The sequence below is a fragment of the Methylobacterium sp. J-048 genome (assembly GCF_022829515.1).
In the GTDB taxonomy this organism is placed as follows: Bacteria; Pseudomonadota; Alphaproteobacteria; order Rhizobiales; family Beijerinckiaceae; genus Methylobacterium.
The window spans coordinates 62,702-78,541 of sequence record NZ_JAKSYL010000157.1 but is presented as its reverse complement, the minus strand read 5'-3'; the positions used below and the strand labels follow the sequence as shown (position 1 = coordinate 78,541).

Annotated in this window: 18 protein-coding genes and 1 tRNA gene; 11 read left to right on the top strand and 8 right to left on the bottom strand. The window is 68.5% G+C overall.

What is annotated here, in order from left to right; translation table 11 throughout:
• Positions 1-38: 38 nt before the first annotated feature.
• The 3 genes from MKL09_RS15920 to galE form a co-directional block, all read right to left on the bottom strand.
• Positions 39-1,475 (bottom strand): DUF459 domain-containing protein, encoded by a 1,437-nt coding sequence (locus tag MKL09_RS15920; protein WP_244021629.1) that lies wholly within the window; start codon positions 1,473-1,475, stop codon positions 39-41.
• 72 nt (positions 1,476-1,547) lie between these two features.
• A complete protein-coding gene (locus tag MKL09_RS15915) occupies positions 1,548-2,753 on the bottom strand; it encodes a lytic murein transglycosylase (protein WP_409566936.1) in 1,206 nt (401 codons plus the stop codon).
• A 4-nt stretch (positions 2,754-2,757) separates the two neighbouring features.
• Positions 2,758-3,750, bottom strand: coding sequence for a UDP-glucose 4-epimerase GalE (gene galE / locus MKL09_RS15910; RefSeq protein WP_244021627.1), 993 nt, complete (start codon positions 3,748-3,750; stop codon positions 2,758-2,760).
• Between the two features lie 275 nt (positions 3,751-4,025).
• Here galE and galU point away from each other — a divergent pair, with 275 nt between their 5' ends.
• A complete protein-coding gene (gene galU / locus MKL09_RS15905) occupies positions 4,026-4,892 on the top strand; it encodes a UTP--glucose-1-phosphate uridylyltransferase GalU (RefSeq protein ID WP_244021626.1) in 867 nt (288 codons plus the stop codon).
• Positions 4,893-5,145: 253 nt separating this feature from the next.
• On the opposite strand, the gene MKL09_RS15900 is transcribed toward galU, so the two are convergent.
• Complete coding sequence (locus MKL09_RS15900) at positions 5,146-6,048, bottom strand: N-formylglutamate amidohydrolase (RefSeq protein ID WP_244021624.1); 903 nt, start codon at positions 6,046-6,048, stop codon at positions 5,146-5,148.
• A gap of 209 nt (positions 6,049-6,257) precedes the next feature.
• On the opposite strand from MKL09_RS15900, the gene cpdR reads away from it, so the two are divergent.
• From cpdR to MKL09_RS15880, 4 genes are all read left to right on the top strand, one after another.
• Positions 6,258-6,614, top strand: a complete 357-nt coding sequence (cpdR, locus tag MKL09_RS15895) for a cell cycle two-component system response regulator CpdR (RefSeq protein WP_007558883.1) — start codon at positions 6,258-6,260, stop codon at positions 6,612-6,614.
• A gap of 104 nt (positions 6,615-6,718) precedes the next feature.
• Positions 6,719-6,988 carry a glutaredoxin 3 gene (grxC, locus tag MKL09_RS15890; RefSeq protein WP_244021622.1) on the top strand — a complete coding sequence of 90 codons (270 nt, stop codon included), beginning with the start codon at positions 6,719-6,721 and terminating at the stop codon, positions 6,986-6,988.
• Positions 6,981-7,838, top strand: a complete 858-nt coding sequence (locus MKL09_RS15885) for a carbon-nitrogen hydrolase family protein (RefSeq protein WP_244021619.1) — start codon at positions 6,981-6,983, stop codon at positions 7,836-7,838. Before grxC ends, MKL09_RS15885 begins: the two co-directional genes overlap by 8 nt.
• Positions 7,839-7,846: 8 nt before the next feature.
• Positions 7,847-8,305 carry a DUF1178 family protein gene (locus MKL09_RS15880; RefSeq protein WP_244021612.1) on the top strand — a complete coding sequence of 153 codons (459 nt, stop codon included), beginning with the start codon at positions 7,847-7,849 and terminating at the stop codon, positions 8,303-8,305.
• A gap of 19 nt (positions 8,306-8,324) precedes the next feature.
• On the opposite strand, the gene MKL09_RS15875 is transcribed toward MKL09_RS15880, so the two are convergent.
• Together MKL09_RS15875 and MKL09_RS15870 are read right to left on the bottom strand one after the other, a co-directional pair.
• Positions 8,325-8,813 (bottom strand): disulfide bond formation protein B, encoded by a 489-nt coding sequence (locus MKL09_RS15875; protein ID WP_244021606.1) that lies wholly within the window; start codon positions 8,811-8,813, stop codon positions 8,325-8,327.
• Between the two features lie 2 nt (positions 8,814-8,815).
• Complete coding sequence (locus tag MKL09_RS15870) at positions 8,816-9,397, bottom strand: YqaA family protein (protein ID WP_244021604.1); 582 nt, start codon at positions 9,395-9,397, stop codon at positions 8,816-8,818.
• A 138-nt stretch (positions 9,398-9,535) separates the two neighbouring features.
• Between MKL09_RS15870 and MKL09_RS15865 the strand changes: the two genes are divergently transcribed.
• Positions 9,536-9,620 (top strand) — tRNA-Leu (locus MKL09_RS15865).
• A gap of 31 nt (positions 9,621-9,651) precedes the next feature.
• Here MKL09_RS15865 and MKL09_RS15860 read toward each other — a convergent pair.
• Entirely contained in the window at positions 9,652-10,572 is a 921-nt protein-coding gene (locus MKL09_RS15860; RefSeq protein ID WP_244021602.1) for a LysR family transcriptional regulator, read from the bottom strand.
• Between the two features lie 104 nt (positions 10,573-10,676).
• Here MKL09_RS15860 and MKL09_RS15855 point away from each other — a divergent pair, with 104 nt between their 5' ends.
• The 5 genes from MKL09_RS15855 (at position 10,677) to MKL09_RS15835 (ending at position 14,595) form a co-directional block, all read left to right on the top strand.
• Positions 10,677-11,381 (top strand): type 1 glutamine amidotransferase domain-containing protein, encoded by a 705-nt coding sequence (locus tag MKL09_RS15855; RefSeq protein ID WP_244021600.1) that lies wholly within the window; start codon positions 10,677-10,679, stop codon positions 11,379-11,381.
• A gap of 18 nt (positions 11,382-11,399) precedes the next feature.
• A complete protein-coding gene (locus MKL09_RS15850) occupies positions 11,400-12,605 on the top strand; it encodes an MFS transporter (protein ID WP_244021598.1) in 1,206 nt (401 codons plus the stop codon).
• Between the two features lie 293 nt (positions 12,606-12,898).
• On the top strand, positions 12,899-13,816 hold the full coding sequence (locus tag MKL09_RS15845; protein ID WP_244021596.1) for a histone deacetylase: 918 nt from the start codon (positions 12,899-12,901) through the stop codon (positions 13,814-13,816).
• Positions 13,817-13,998: 182 nt separating this feature from the next.
• Positions 13,999-14,172 (top strand): hypothetical protein, encoded by a 174-nt coding sequence (locus MKL09_RS15840; RefSeq protein WP_244021594.1) that lies wholly within the window; start codon positions 13,999-14,001, stop codon positions 14,170-14,172.
• Positions 14,173-14,352: 180 nt separating this feature from the next.
• Positions 14,353-14,595: a hypothetical protein gene (locus tag MKL09_RS15835; RefSeq protein ID WP_244021592.1), complete on the top strand. Its 243-nt coding sequence runs from the start codon at positions 14,353-14,355 to the stop codon at positions 14,593-14,595.
• Positions 14,596-14,605: 10 nt separating this feature from the next.
• Here MKL09_RS15835 and MKL09_RS15830 read toward each other — a convergent pair whose 3' ends face one another.
• Positions 14,606-15,766 (bottom strand): DSD1 family PLP-dependent enzyme, encoded by a 1,161-nt coding sequence (locus tag MKL09_RS15830; protein WP_244021591.1) that lies wholly within the window; start codon positions 15,764-15,766, stop codon positions 14,606-14,608.
• Positions 15,767-15,840: the final 74 nt, after the last annotated feature.

Here is a 15,840-nt window from a genome sequence, read left to right as displayed (position 1 = left end):
CCGGCGCGGGCCACCAGATCCGCGCCGACCTCGTCTCGTCAGCCTGGCGGCCACCGGAAATCGTCGGCGCGGCCGGGCTGCGGGAGCGGTGCAGCCCCGCGGACGAGCGTCCGCTCGACGGTGCCGAGATTATCGCCGTCGCGCGGGCGACCGGTCAGCAACGTTCCACCGGGAGAGATTTCGGTTCGACCAAGGGGCACGACAGGACCGGCCGCGGGTTTCACCGGTAGAGCCGGAACACCCGGCGGCTCCGGCAGGCTCGGCAGCATCGCGGTGATCTGGCGGTCGATCGTCGCGGTGTCGGTGGGCTGCCCGGACCCGTCAAGGCTCGGGCCCGATGTCGAGGGCGGCCCAGCCGGCGCGATGGTGGCGGTGGGCGCCGGCTCGGTCAGCGCCGGCGCGGCGGTGCCCATGAGACGCTTCAATTCGACATCGGCGAAGTGCGCGAGCTTGCGGTCGCCGGCCTTGGTGAAGTGCACGCCGTCGGCCGTCCGAAGCTTGGCGATCTGACCCTCGGGATCGGGGCCGGATGCCGCGTAGCGGTCGCGGTCGTCGACGAAACCGGGCCAGATATCGACATAGGTCGCGCCGGCCTTGGTCACGCTGTCCCGCACGATGTCGTTGATGCTGGCGAGGTCCCGGCTCAGGCTCTCGCTCTGCATCGGCGGAAGCCCGACCCAGACCAGCGGCACCTTGTGGTCGGTGAACACCTTCAGAAGGGCATCCACCCGCGCGCGGTACAGGGCCTTCCAGCGATCGGTGAGCGGATCGGCCGTCTCGTCGCCCTCGCGGATCGGCTGCCGGTCATTGGCGCCGAGCATAACCAGCGCGTAGCGCACCTTCGGATTTGTCCGGAAGTAGTCTTCAGCACTCTTCGGCCAATCGACCACGTCCTTGCGCACGAGGCCGCTGTCGCCCTTCGCGCGATCGACGATGGCGATGTCGGCATTGTCCTCGAAGACGTCGTCGAGGCCGTGGGCGAGGTGATCGGCGAGCGAATCGCCGAATACCGCGATCTGCACGTTCGGGGCGGTCTTGGCGATGGCGGGCTTCGGCGGCGTCGGCGCCCGGGCGGGCCGTTCCCGACGCTTGATGACGGGCGGAGGCCGTTGCGCGTCGGCAGTCCCGATATTGCCGCGCGGGCGGGGTGCCCGGTAGGTGCGCTCCGGCGCGGGGGCGACTTGCTGCGGCCGATCCTCCCACGGCCAGTAGAACTGACGCGGTGCTTCCTGGGGCGGCGCATAGCGCGGCTGCCGTGCGTAAGATCCGTCATCGCGATAATACGCGTCGCGCGGGCGACGCCGCGGCGGCGCCTCGTAGGAGGCACCGTTTCCGGGCTGCTGATAGCCGTCGCCCCATTGCGCTTTGACTGGCCCGCTGCCGAAAAGGGACAGGCCGGCTTGGCACAGCAGGACGGTGAGCCCGAGGACGGCCGGACGGATGGTGCGACGCCAAGCGGCGACTCTCATGCGCATTCCCTGGACGACCGGAAGCCGATCGGTCGGCGGTACTATACGGTAGAGCGACACGCGCGTCTAAACCGGGCTCTATTGACCGCGGCCGTGGCGCCCCTGGACGTGGGCGAGAAGCGTCGGCGTGGCGTAGCCATCCGCCGGCAGACCCGCTCCAATCTGGTAGCGGCGCACCGCCTCGCGCAGCTTGGGTCCGGCACGGCCATCTTTCGGGCCATCGTAGACACCGGCGGCAGCCAGCCCGGTCTGGAGCGCGCGCAACCCCGCGCCGTCGAGGCGCGGGCCCGTCGGCCACGGGTTCGCCAGAACGGGTCCGCCGTCGAGACGGTCGGCGAGATGCCCTACCGCTAGCGCGTAGGAATCGGATGTGTTGTAGCCGCGGATCACCTCGAAATTGCCGGTGATCAAGAAAGCGGGTGCCCCGAGACCTCCGGGCAGGAACAGGGTGGCATTGCCGCGCTCAGGCAGAGGATTGCCGTCCACGCGCCGGACGCCGCGGGCCGCGAACTTGCCGAGGTCGCCGGTATAATCGGTGAGGTCGAACCCCTCGGGAAGACGCACTTCGTAGCCCCACGATAGGGCCGGATCCCAGCCCAGATCCTTGAGATAGGCCGCGATGGATGCCAGCGAGTCGGCGTCGCTCGTCCAGATATCCCGGTGGCCATCGCCGTCGAAATCGACCGCGTGGGCGAGGTAGGTGGACGGCAGGAACTGGACCTGCCCCATGGCGCCCGCCCAGCTTCCGCTCATTCGGTCAGGCGCGATGTCGCCGCGTTGGAGGATCGACAGGGCCGCGAGGAGTTCGTCACGAAATAGCGTGCCGCGGTGCTTTGCTTCGGCGAGGGTCGCGAGCGCCCGGATGGTCGATGTGCTGCCGGCGCTCGCGCCGAAATCCGATTCGATACCCCAGAAGGCCAGCACCACCGATGCTGGAACGCCGTACCGGTTCTCGATGGCCTTGAGCGTCTGCGCGAGCGCGGCAGCGCGCGCCCGCCCGCGGATAATTCGCCCTGGCGACACGGCACCGACGAGATAGTCCCAGACCGGCCGCACGAACTCGCCCTGCTGCCGGGTCCGCCCCAGGATCCCCGGATCGGGCGCCGTAATGGCGCGGAACGCGGCCGCGAAGGTCGCGGCGGACACGCCGCGCGCTTCCGCATCGATACGCAGAGCCGCGACGAAGGCTTCGAAAGCCCCGTTCGAAGTTTGGGGCGTCCCGGACCAGGACAGCGTCGGTGCGAGGCACAACGCCGCTACGAGCAGCGCACGGCGGCAGGCCACCGGCTCAGATCCGATTGCGCGTACTGAGTTTGTCCTCCCAGGCCAGCGCCTGGGCGACGATGGCGTCGAGATCGTCGTTGCGCGGCTGCCAGCCCAGCTGCGACCGGATCCGGGCGGCCTCGGCCACGATCCGGGCCGGGTCGCCCGGCCGGCGCGGGCACAAACGGACCTCGAAGTCACGGCCCGAGATCCGTTTGACCACCTCGATCACCTCCAGGACCGAGTAGCCCCGGCCGTAGCCGCAGTTCAGCGTCAGGCTCTCGCCGCCGCCGCGCAGGTGGTCGAGCGCCACCCGGTGCGCTTCGGCCAGATCCGAGACCTGGATGTAGTCGCGCAGGCACGAGCCGTCCGGCGTCGGGTAGTCGGTGCCGTAGACGTCGAGCCGCGCCCGTCGGCCGAGCGCGGCCTGCGTCGCGACCTTGATCAGGTGCGTGGCGTCCGGTGTCGACTGCCCGGAGCGCCCGGCCGGATCGGCGCCGGCGACATTGAAGTAGCGCAACACCACATAGGTGAAGCCGTGGGCCGCCGCGGCATCGGCGATCATCCACTCGCTCATCAGCTTGGAGCGGCCATACGGGTTGATCGGGTTGAGCGGCAGGTCCTCGGGCACCGGCACGATCTCGGGCTCGCCGTAGACGGCCGCCGTCGAGGAGAAGATCACGTGGCGCACGCCCGCACGCGTCGCGGATTCGATCAGGGCGCGGGTCTTGACCGTGTTGGCCAGGTAATAGCCCAGCGGGTCGGCCACCGACTCCGGCACGACGATCCGGGCGGCGAAATGGGCGAGCGCGTCGATCCGGTGCTGCAGGATGGTCTGGGTGACCAGCGCCTGATCGGCGACGTCGCCGACCACGAGCTTGACGCCCTCGGGCACGGCCCAATCGAAGCCGGTGGAGAGGTCATCGAGCACCACGATCTCCTCGTGGCCGGCATCCAGCAGCGCCAGAACCATGTGGCTGCCGATATACCCGGCCCCGCCCGTCACCAGAACCGCCATGTCTCCGCTCCGATGCCGTTCCAATGGTTCCCGCCGGAAGCCTTGCCCGATCGGGCTGCGACTGGGCAAGGCTTCCAGCCGCCGCTTCATCGCACGTTCAAGCGTGACGTGGGATTCCACTTGATAATGGTGACGTTAGGTGGTCACAAACGGTATATTTACGGCGCTTCGGCTCATACTATCGACGTAGAGGCCTTGCGAAGCGTCCTGTAGGCTATCTCACTGCCTGAACCATTGCCCATGCCGTTCCATTCAGTTTTCGGGGTTGCTGCTTGATGAAACCGATCCGCAAGGCTGTCCTGCCCGTCGCGGGCCTGGGCACGCGATTCCTGCCCGCCACCAAGGCGGTCCCGAAGGAAATGCTCACGGTCGTGGACCGGCCGGTCGTGCAGCACGTCGTCGACGAGGCGCGCGAGGCCGGCATCGAGCACTTCATCTTCGTCACGGGTCGCGGCAAGGCGGTGATCGAGGATCACTTCGATATCGCGTTCGAGCTGGAACACACCCTTCAGGAGCGCGGGAAGACCGCCGCCTACGAGGAACTAAAGCGCGATCTGCCCAAGGCCGGCCAGACCAGCTTCACCCGCCAGCAGGCGCCCCTCGGCCTCGGGCACGCCGTCTGGTGCGCCCGGGAGATCGTCGGTGACGAGCCGTTCGCGGTGCTGCTGCCGGATATGCTCAGCCGCGGGTGCATGCAGCAGATGCTCGCGACCTACGAGCGTCATGGCGGCAACATCATCGCGGTCGAGGAAGTGGCTCCGGAGGAGACGCACCAATACGGCATCGTCAGCGTCGGCGAGACCTACGGCCAGTCCTTCGAGATCACCGGCATGGTCGAGAAACCGAAGCAGGGTACAGCACCGTCGAATTTCATCATTTCCGGCCGCTACATCCTCCAGCCCGAGATTTTCGGGATCCTGGAGCATGGAAAGAAGGGCGCCGGCGGCGAGATCCAGCTCACTGATGCGATGATCGACCTGATGGAAACGCAGGATTTCTTCGGCATGCACTACGAGGGCCGGACCTACGATACCGGCTCCAAGATCGGATTCCTCACCGCCAACCTCGCCTATGCGCTGGAGCGGCCGGACCTCGCAGGTCCGCTCAAGGCCGAGATCGCCAAGCTGCTGGCGCAGAGCTGAGCCGTTGCGCGCGGCGCGGCAGAGGCATGCATCCGGTGCGGAGGCCGAGGCGAATTAATCCTTGCTTCTTGTGCGCCGCACTTTAATTTGTGCGTTGCGAGATCGCGATGGCGTCGCGGTCCCGTAGCCCTTCTTGGGCGTTTCCTCCCTAGACTTCGGGCCGCTCCTTCGGGAGTGGCCTTTTTTCTTTCCGGACCTCGATAACGCGCAGCGTGTGGGGCGGTCGCCGCGTCCGCGGCGATCGGGAAGGGGCCTATTCGGCGGCGATCCTGCGCGGTGTGAGATCGCCCAGATCGGCCGCCACTGTGGCGATGACCATCCGCAGCGCTTTGACCAAACTCGGGAAATCCGGCGTCGTCGCGAGGCTCGCCTCATCCATGTACAAAGCGCGGTTGACCTCGATCTGCAGGGCATGACGGCGGAGATTCGGCTCTCCGTAATGCTCGGTGATGAAACCGCCCGCATAGGGCTTGTTGCGCACCACCCGGAAGCCCTGCGCGCGGAGTGCCGCCTCGAACGCTTCGATCAGGCCGGGCGCGCACGACGTCCCGTACCGGTCGCCCAACACCATGTCGGCCTTGATCTCGGCATCGCGCCCGAGGCTCGAGGACGGCATCGAGTGGCAATCGATCAGCACACAATGGCCGTGCGTGCGCGTCGTGAGCTGGATCAGGCTGCGCAGGACCTGGTGATAGGGCTTGTACAACGCCTCGATCCGGGCGGTCGCCTCGCTGACCGGCAGCCGCCGCGCGTAGATCTCCTGGCCGTCCGCAACGACCCGCGGCACGGTGCCCAGCCCGCCGGCGACCCGCATCGAGCGGGTGTTGGCGAAAGGCGGCAGCCTGCCGTCGAACATGCGCGGGTCGAGTTCGAACGGCTCGCGGTTCACATCCAGGAAAGCCCGGGGAAAGTTGGCCCGCAGGAGCGGCGCGCCGAGTTCGACCACTGCAGCGAACAGGCGATCGACATAGGCGTCTTCGGACCGGCGCAGGCTCAATGCATCCAGTCGTGAGGCGGCGACAAAATCGGGGGGGTAGACGGCGCCGGAATGACCGGTATTGAAGACGAACGGCAGGGTATGCGTCGCCGGTTCGTCAACCTCGAAGGCGGGGGCAAAACCGAATGCATCGGGCTGTACCGTTTCGGGCGCGGTCATTGGGTGTGTGAAGGCCCCGGCGGTAGAGGAAACGCGGCGGACGCGTACTGTGGTATGCGAACGGTCACCTGTCCACTCCGGCGCATACGACTCACAGGACCGTCCTCGGAACGCGCGGCGCCGTCTGCGGGCTCCAATCCTAACACCTTGTTTACCATCACCTCCCTTTATGGGATCAACATTTTGACTCGAGGGCTCGGAAACGGCCGATGAAAATCCTACTGGCGGAAGACGACAACGACATGCGCCGGTTCCTGGCCAAGGCGCTGCAGAATGCGGGCTACGACGTCTTGTCCTTCGACAACGGCCTCTCCGCCTATAATCGGCTGCGCGAGGAGCCGTTCGAACTCCTGCTGACCGATATCGTCATGCCCGAGATGGATGGAATCGAGCTGGCACGTCGCGCCACTGAGCTTGATCCGGACATCAAGGTGATGTTCATCACCGGTTTCGCGGCCGTCGCGCTCAACCCGGATTCGAAGGCTCCGAAGGACGCGAAGGTCCTGTCGAAGCCGTTTCACCTGCGTGATCTCGTCAACGAGGTCGAGAAGCTGATGGCTGCCTGATCGGCGCAGATCTCCGACCGGTTCGGCTGTGACCACGCGGGCATAGGCAATCCGGCGGGCGCGCTCCTATATGGAGACAGCCCCCGCGCGAGACGACGAACGCCATGCAGCCGGTCACGATCTACACCACGGCCTGGTGCCCCTACTGCTCGGCAGCCAAGAGTCTGCTGAAGGAGAAGGGCGTCGCCTTCCAGGAGATTGACGTGGAGCGCGCGCAAGGCGCCCGGGCCGCGATGCTCGAGCGTTCAGGTGGTCGCACCAGCGTCCCGCAGATCTTCATCGGGACGACCCATGTCGGCGGCTGCGACGATCTCTACGCCCTCGACCGCGCCGGCAAGCTCGATCCGCTGCTGACGGACAAGGCCGATGCCTGAGACGCGTTTCACGGCGGCCTGCGTGCAGATGCGCTCGGGCCGCGACCCGGGCGCCAACCGCGATGCCGCCGTGGCAGGCGTTCGCGAGGCGGCGAGCCGCGGCGCAGCTTACGTCCAGACCCCCGAGATGACCTCCCTGGTGGAGCGGAGCCGCGAACGCCTGTTCGCGCACGTCACGACCGAGGACCAGGATCAGACCCTGGCCAGTCTCCGGCAGACGGCCCGGGAGACCGGCGCGATGGTACATATCGGCTCGATCGCGGTGCGGTCGGGCGACAAGATCGCCAACCGGGCCTACCTGATCGGCGCCGACGGTGAGATCCTCGGCTCCTACGACAAGCTGCACCTGTTCGACGTCGATCTGCCGAGCGGCGAACGCTGGCGCGAATCCGCGACTTATACGGGCGGTGCCTGCGCTGTACTGGCGGCGACGCCCTGGGCGCTGCTCGGCCTGACGATCTGCTATGACATCCGCTTCCCGGGCCTGTATCGGGCGCTGGCCGAAGCCGGAGCCGAGATCCTCACCGCTCCGGCGTGCTTCACCCGTCAGACCGGCGAGGCCCACTGGCACATCCTCCAGCGGGCGCGGGCCATCGAGACCGGCGCTTTCGTGATCTCGGCGGCGCAGGGGGGCGTCCACGAGGACGGCCGCGAGACCTACGGGCATTCGCTCATCATCGATCCCTGGGGCCGTGTGCTCGCCGATGCCGGCGGGGCCGAGCCGGGAGTAATCCTGGCGGAGATCGACCTCGCCCAGGTCGCGGATGCGCGGGCGCGTATCCCGGCCTTGCAGCACGGACGCGCGTTCACGGTCGAGCGCATCGGGCCTGAGGTCCAGGCCGCACAGTAAGCGACAGAATGATCCGGTACAGTCTCGTCTGCGAAGCCGCCCACGGCTTCGACAGCTGGTTTCCCTCTTCTGAATCCTACGATGCGCAGGCCGCGCGCCGTCTGGTGACCTGCCCGATCTGCGACAGCGACAAGGTGGCGAAGGCGCTCATGGCGCCGAGCGTCGTACGCACCGATCGCGGGCAGAGTCCGACGCCCGTGGCGCCGCTCCAGGCCGACGCCCCGATGCCGATGATCGCCGAGCCCGAGCGTCAGGTGCGCGCGATGCTGCGAGTCTTGCGCGAACAGGTGGTGGCCAATTCCGAGCATGTCGGGACACGCTTCCCCGAGGAGGCGCGCAAGATCCATTACGGCGAGGCCGAGGGCCGCTCCATCTACGGCGAGGCGAGCCCGGCCGAGGCACGGGCCTTGATCGAGGAGGGGATCGACGTCGCGCCGATCCCGATCATGCCCGACGACCGCAACTGATCCGCTCGATGAGCGGCGCTCACCGGCGCATTGCGGCGGTGCCGGCCAGGAAGGCCAGCACGAAGGATGCGACGGCATTCCATCCGGCCAGCGAAATCCCAAGGACGCGCAGAGCCGCGGTCGAGCAATCGACGACCTTCGTGGTCTGAAGCTGGTTCAGGAAATCGCCGATCTGTCCCGGGTTGGCGCCGGTGCCGCCGCCGCAATCGCTCGGTCCGGGCCAGAACCCCCATTCCGCGCCGGCATGGTACACCCCGATCCCGGCGCCATACAGCAACCCGAGCGCCGCGAGCCCGAGCGCCAGGCGAGCCAGCCGCGCCGGCGCGAACAGGGCCGCAAGCCCGAGCGGGAGCGCGGCGTAGTAGGGCAGGCGCTCGGTCAGGCAGAGTTTGCACGGGGCGTAGCCGTAGCCGTATTGAAGCGCCAGGACGGCCCCGAGGATCAGCGCCGAGGCGAGCGCGAGCCACAGGCCCGCTGTCTTGAGGCGAAGCGCAGACGCGACGTTCATGGTTACAGGATGACCTTGAACAGCAGGAAACCAAGCACGACGACGGCGACCGAGATCGCCACGACCGCGTTGAGATGGCGGTCGAGCACGCCGCGGATCTGGAGGCCGTAGCGCCCGAGCAAACCGGCCAGGATGAAGAACCGGGCCCCGCGGGTGATGACCGACAGCACGGTGAACCAGAACAGAGAGTAATGGGCAAAGCCCGACGTGATCGTGACGATCTTGTAGGGGATCGGGGTGAGCCCTTTCAACAGGATCACCCAATGGCCGTAGCGGGCGTAGGAATCCTGGAAGGTCGCGGCCGAGTTCTGCAGCCCGTACAGGCGGATCAGCCATTCGCCGACGGAGTCGAACAGCAGCGCCCCGATCGCGTAGCCGACCAGGCCGCCCAGCACCGACGCCACCGTGGCGATCGTGGCGTAGAGCCAGACCCGGTCCGGACGGCTGACCGCCATCGGCACCAGCATCGCGTCCGGCGGGACCGGGAAGAACGAGCTCTCGGCGAAAGCCACGGCCCCGAGCACGTAGGGTGCGGAGGGCCTGCCGCTGAGCGCGAGGATCCACGCGTAAAGACGGCGGAGCATACAACTTCCAGATCGTGAAGAAACGGCCGCCCTTTGAGCATAGGCGCCGCGCCATGGCCAGATCGGTCCGAGTCGGCAAAAAAACCGCACCAACACCCTTGGCCTCGACGCCGCACCTGTGCGAAGAGCGCAACGCGCGCGGGTATGGCGGAATTGGTAGACGCGGGCGACTCAAAATCGCCAGCCGCAAGGCGTGGGGGTTCGATTCCCTCTACCCGCACCATCCTATCAAATCAGCGACCCGCGGTTCGACCTCATCGCGCCGGATCGCCGACCCGGACCGGAGACGCCCGGCCGATCGCCTGGAGTAGACGGTCGCGCACGTGGACGACGCGGGGATGACGCAGCGCGGCCTTGTTCCAGACGAGATAGAGCCTGTTGTCCGGACCGGTTTTCGTGGGAAACAGATCAATTAGGCGCCCCGTCGCCAGGGCATCGGCACAGATGTAATCCGGCAGGACGGTCCAGCCGGTCCCGGCCTCTGCCATGCCGAGCAGGATGCGCAGATCCGGCGCCGTCGCGATCGCCTGCATGTCGGGCCACTCGCCGAAGACGTGCTCGAAATACGGTCGGATGAGCGGCAGGGTCTCGTCATAGGCCAAGCTCGGCAGGGCGGCGAGGAAGTCCGCGGTCACGCGTCTTCCCTTCGCCCGCGCGGCAAAGGCGGGTGCGGCCACCAGCATCTGCCGCTCGGTCTCGAGGTCGGCGAAGCCGTAACGCTGTGGATCCGGCCGGGACGCCGTGACGGCGAGGTCGGCGTGGCCCCCGTCCAGCCCGGCATAGATGCGCTCGCGATTGCCCGTCTGGATACGGAACCGGAGCCCCTCCGCGGCGAGGGGCATCAGCAGCGGCGCGATACGGGCGGAGAGATACTCGGCCGGCCCGATCAGATGCACCGTCCCGGTGAGCCAATGCGAGCGGGCGAGCGCCGCGCTCATGGTCGCCTCGACGTGATCGAGGCTCGCGGCGATGGCGTGGGCGAGGTCGTCGGCGGCCGCAGTCGGTCTCACGCCCCGGGCCTGCCGCAGGAACAGCGGCTTCCCGAGCATCGCCTCCAGGGCGGACAGATGTCCGGAGGCGGCCGGCTGGGTCATCCCCAAGCGTTCGGCGGCTCGGGTCAACGAACCGGCGCGGTAGATCTCAAGGAATGTCCGAAGGTAGGGCAGATGGTTCATCGCCCCTAAAGCCATAAGATTTCTGATGGCTTGAAGCAAAAGGAATAATTTCTATCGCCGTTGAGAGTTCGGCACTGTCCAATCCGAACAACGGGGGTTCGCCGATGCCTGCCGAGCGCAAAATTCTGATCGTGGTGACGTCCAGTGCCGTCATGGAGAAGACCGGCGAGCCGACCGGCCTATGGCTCGAAGAACTGGCGACGCCTTACTACATCTTTGTCGATGCCGGCGTCGCGGTGACATTGGCCTCAATCCTGGGCGGTTCTGCGCCGATCGATCCGCGCTCAGTCAGGGCGAAGGGTGAGAACCCGGCGAGCGTCGATCGCTTTCTCGGCGACGCCGCCGCGACAACCGCCCTTCGATCGACGATCCCGGTGGAGGCGGTCGATGCTTCGGCCTATCAGGCCGTGTTCCTGCCCGGCGGCCACGGCACGATGTGGGACCTGCCGGACAGCGCCGCTTTATCAGCGGCCTTGCGCACGGTCTGGACGAGCGGTGGAGTTGTCGCCGACGTGTGTCATGGGTCGGCGGGGCTGGTCTCGGCCAAGGACGCTGCCGGCAAGCCCCTGGTCGCGGGGCGCCGCATCACCGGCTTCTCCAATAGCGAGGAGCGCGCGGCCGGGCTGGCCGAGGCCGTCCCGTTCCTGCTGGAGACGCGGCTTCGCGAGCTCGACACGCGCTACGAATGCGGCGCGGACTTCCAACCCTTCGCCATCGCCGATGGCCGTCTCGTCACCGGGCAGAACCCGGCCTCCTCGACGCGCGCCGCGGAACTGACGCTCGACGCGCTCCGCGCCGCGGCCCGCTGACCGAGGGAGGGGATCGCCATGGCAACCTCCACCGCCACCCGGATGCCGTTCGTCGTCTACGTCTTCGCGCTGTCGGCCTTCGCGCTCGGCTTCACCGAATTCGTCACCATCGGCCTGGTCTCCGCCATCGCGGCGGATTTGAAGGTCGATGTCAGCGCGGTCGGCGCGGCCGTAGCCGCCTACGCGATCGGCGCCACCATCGGTGCGCCGATCCTGACGGCGCTGGCCGCGCCGCTCAGCCGCAAGCACCTGCTCGTCGCCGCGATGCTGGTCTTCACGCTGGGCAACGCCTTCGTCGGACTGTCGGCCGACCTGCCGTCCTTGCTCGCCGCCCGATTCGGATCGGGCCTGGGACACGGCGTCTTCCTCGCCGTCGCCTCCAGCGCCGCGACCCGACTGGTCGGGCCCGAACGGGCCGGGAGCGCCGTCGCGGTGGTGTTCGGCGGCTTGACCCTGGCTCTGGCCTTCGGCGTCCCGATCGGCACCTGGCTTGGAGGCCTCTGGACCTGGCAGGCGATCTTCATGGCGGTCGCGGCCTGCGGCGCGATCGGTCTCGTCGGCCTGCTGGCCCTGATGCCCGATGGCCGCGACGGCGGCCGCGCCCGCGACGCCATCCACAACCTGACGGCGCTTCTCGATAGCCGGCTGCTCGGCGCCGCGCTGATCACGGTGCTCGCCTATACCGGCTCGTTCTGCCTGTTCTCCTACATCGCGCCGCTGCTCATTCAGGTCACGGGCATGGACGCATCGTGGGTCGGCGCGATGATGCTGGTCTACGGGGTCGCCGCCGCGATCGGCAACGTCGCCGGAGGGCGGATGACCGACCGGCTCGGTCCCGACCGGGCGGTGCTGATCGTCCTGGTCGGCCTCACAGTCATCCTCGCCGCCATGGGGTTCGCGGCACGCTCGACCCCCGCCATGGCCGTGCTGGTCGCGGCGCTCGGCGCCCTGACCTACGCCGCCGTCCCGGCTCTGCAGGCGCGGGTGATCGGCCTCGCCGAGCGCCGCGCCCCCACTGCGCTGGCCTCGGCCGCTGGCCTCAACATCGCGGGGTTCAATGCGGGGATCGCGCTCGGCTCCCTGGTGGGAGGTGGCGTCGTCGCAGCGTTCGGGCTGACCGCGACCGCGATCGTCGGCGCGGGGGCTGCCGGGATCGGGATCGCGGCTCTGATCGCCCAGAGCGGCGCCGAACGGGCGCGTATCCGGCGGCCGGATCCCGCCTGACGCGGGCGGTATTGACCGATCGAGATACGGGCCGCGTGATCACGGCAGCCGCAGGATCTGCGAGCCGCGAACCATCCCGATCGAACGCGGGCTCAAGCGCCGCAGTCGCGCTTCCCTGCCATCCGGCCGCTTGCCGCGCTATGTCCACGCGATGCGCGACGCCACACGCCCGGGACGTTCCAACGATGCCGTGAACCGGCTCGACCGCTTCGCGATCTGCGAAGCGGGTGCTCGGGGGCTGTCGCGGCGTTCGGCCGGTCGGACGCTTGTCACCGAGCGATGAGACGGCCCGCGTGATCCCGCCCATCGCCTTCCACCCGGCCTACGAATCGAGCTTACCGGCCGGGCACCGCTTTCCGATGCGCAAATACGGCTTGCTCGCGGAGACGCTGGTCGCCAAAGGGCTGGCGCCGCTCGGCTTCGTCACGCCAGAACTGGCGACCGCGGAGATTCTGATCAACGCGCATGATCCCGCCTACGTCGCCGCGGTCCTCGGCGTCGCCGTCCCCCGGGAGATCGAGCGGGCGATCGGCCTGCCGGTGGATGCGGCCCTGGTCCGCCGCTCGCGCGCCTCCGTGGGCGGGACGCTCCTAGCCGCGCGGCTGGCGCTGGCGGAAGGGCTGGCGGGCAGCGCGGCCGGCGGCAGCCACCACGCGCGGCGCCTGCAAGGCGCCGGCTTCTGCGTGCTCAACGATGTCGCGGTGGCTGCCCGGACCTTGCAGGCGGAGGGCGCGGTCCGGCGGGTCCTGGTGGTCGATTGCGATGTCCATCAGGGGGACGGCACGGCGGATTGCCTCGCGCTCTGCCCGGAGCTGTTCACCCTCTCGATCCATTGCGAGAACAATTATCCGGCCCAGAAGATCGCCGGCGATCTCGATATCGGCCTGCCCGACCGGCTCGACGATGCCGGCTATCTGGAGGTGCTGCGCGCCCGTCTGCCGCCGCTCCTCGACGCCCTGGCCCCCGATCTGATCTTCTACAATGCCGGGGTCGATCCGCACCGCGACGACCGGCTCGGGCGGCTCTGCCTCAGCGATGCCGGCCTGCTGGCCCGGGACCGATTCGTGGTGTCCCAGGCGCGCGCGCGTTCCATCCCGCTCGTGGCGGTGATCGGCGGCGGATACACCTCCGACGTGGAGGCCCTGGCGCTCCGGCACGCGCTGGTCTTCGAGGCGCTGGCCACCGAAGCCGCGGAGGCCGCTCCGCGGTGAGGCGTGGATGCATCACGTTCCCGCGGATGGTTTCTGGAAACCGACGTGGAAAGGTTTTGGGAAGGGTCGGGGCTGAAGATCGTGAGGTCACGGATCGATCAGCCGGCGCGCGGCACGCAGTTTGAACAGCTTCGCCCCAGGCTGATCTGCTCAAGATGCTGTGACGCCATTGGGAATCAGCCATGCTTGCGCGGACCTGGGAGGTTGTGAAGGCAACGATGGCGGTGGCGGCCTTGATTGCGGCCGCTCTCGTCTCGGCGGACAAGCTCGACCGGCAGAAAGCGCCGGCCCACGCCGCTGCGGCCTTGGCCGAGCCCGCCGCGACCGGGGCGATCACGCCGGGTCCGCGGCCCTAACCACGCCGGCTGCTCTTCGCCGCCGTAGCCATCGGCACGCGGACGCACATCGCATATCGCGGTCGGTGCGACAGAATAGGGCGCTTGCCGAGGGGATATTTCGGCCGCTCCCAGCGTTTCGCCGCACATCGAGGCTTGGCCGTTCGGGCCGTCTACGCACCTGTCAAAGGATCCGTTTCGATGAAATCCGCTTCGTTCGCTCTGATCGCCCTGATCGTCGGCGCGGCGCCGGCGCTGGCGGAATCCCGGGCCGACCGTGCGGCCTGCACGCCGGACGTCATGCGCCTCTGCGCCTCGCAGATCCCGAACGTGGCCGCGATCACGGTCTGCCTGCGCCAGCAGCGGCCGAACCTCAGCGCCGGCTGCCGCGTGGTGATGGACCAATCCGATCGCCCGGTGCGGACGGTCTCGAACCGGCCCTGAAGACCGGGCCCTACCAGCCGTTGATGCGCGGCCAGACCGCGCCGGTCAGCCGGCCGTCGGCGATGACATGATAGCGGTCGTGCTGGGCACCGGTGGCGCAGGCGTGGTTCGGCAGGATCCGCAGGCGCGACCCAATCGGAAGATCCGGGCGGGCTGCCGATGAGCCCGGCCGCAGGGCCAGGATGCCATGCTCCTGGTTCGCGTCCCGCACGATCAGGTCCGGGTAGGGGCGTCCCGCCAGGTCGCAGGCGATGCCGTAACCCTGATCGATCGCCTGCCTTGCCGTGCCGCGGTCGCGTGACAGCGCCATCCAGCCGGCATCCGTGATGATCCAGCCCTTGTCCCGCTGGTGGCCGATCACCGTGGTGAGGACGCTGAGCGCGATGTCGTCGATCCCACAGGAGCCGACGCCGGCCTGGAACAGGTCGCCGATCATGAACACGCCGGCCCGGACTTCGGTGATGCCGTCCAGATCCTCCGCGTAGCGCGCCGTGGGGGTCGAGCCGACGCTGACCACCGGGCAGGGCAGGCCAGCGTCGCGCAGGATCGCGGCGGCCCCCAGAGCGGCCTGCCGCTCGGCCTCCGCCGCTGCGATCAGGGCCGGCGGATCGGTCAGCACGTAGCTGTCGCCGGCATGCAGCAGCACGCCCCGCAGGGACGCGCCCTCCGCGAGCGTTCGGCCGATCGCCACGAGCGTATCCGCGTCACGGGGATCCACGCCCGAGCGATGCCCGTCGGCGTCGACCTCGATCAGCACCGGCAGCGGATCGCCGTGGCCGCGGCCCCAGGCCGCCACGGCCTCGGCCTGCTCGACCGAATCCAGGACGATCGCCAGATCCGCGCCCCAGCGCCGTCGAATCGCCCCGACCCGGTAGAGCTTCTGCGGCGCGATCCCCACCGCGTAGATCAGGTCTCGGACGCCGCCTTCGGCGAAGTACTCCGCCTCCCGCAGGGTCGAGACGGTGGCCGGGCCGGACGGGCTCGCCATGGCGATGCGGGCGACATCCAAGGACTTGGCGGTCTTCAGGTGCGGGCGCAGCGACACGCCCAGCCGGTCGAGCCGTGCCCGCATCCCAGCGACGTTGGCCGTCAGCCTGTCCGAATCGAGGAGCAGGCAGGGCGTCTCCAGATCGTCGAGGCCGTCCGCCTGCCCAATGCCCGCGTCCGTCATTCGCTCGCTCCCGCGCTGTCCGCCCGGGCAAGCTCATAGACAGGGGCAGGGGCGCCGTCACGGGAGCCGCGCGA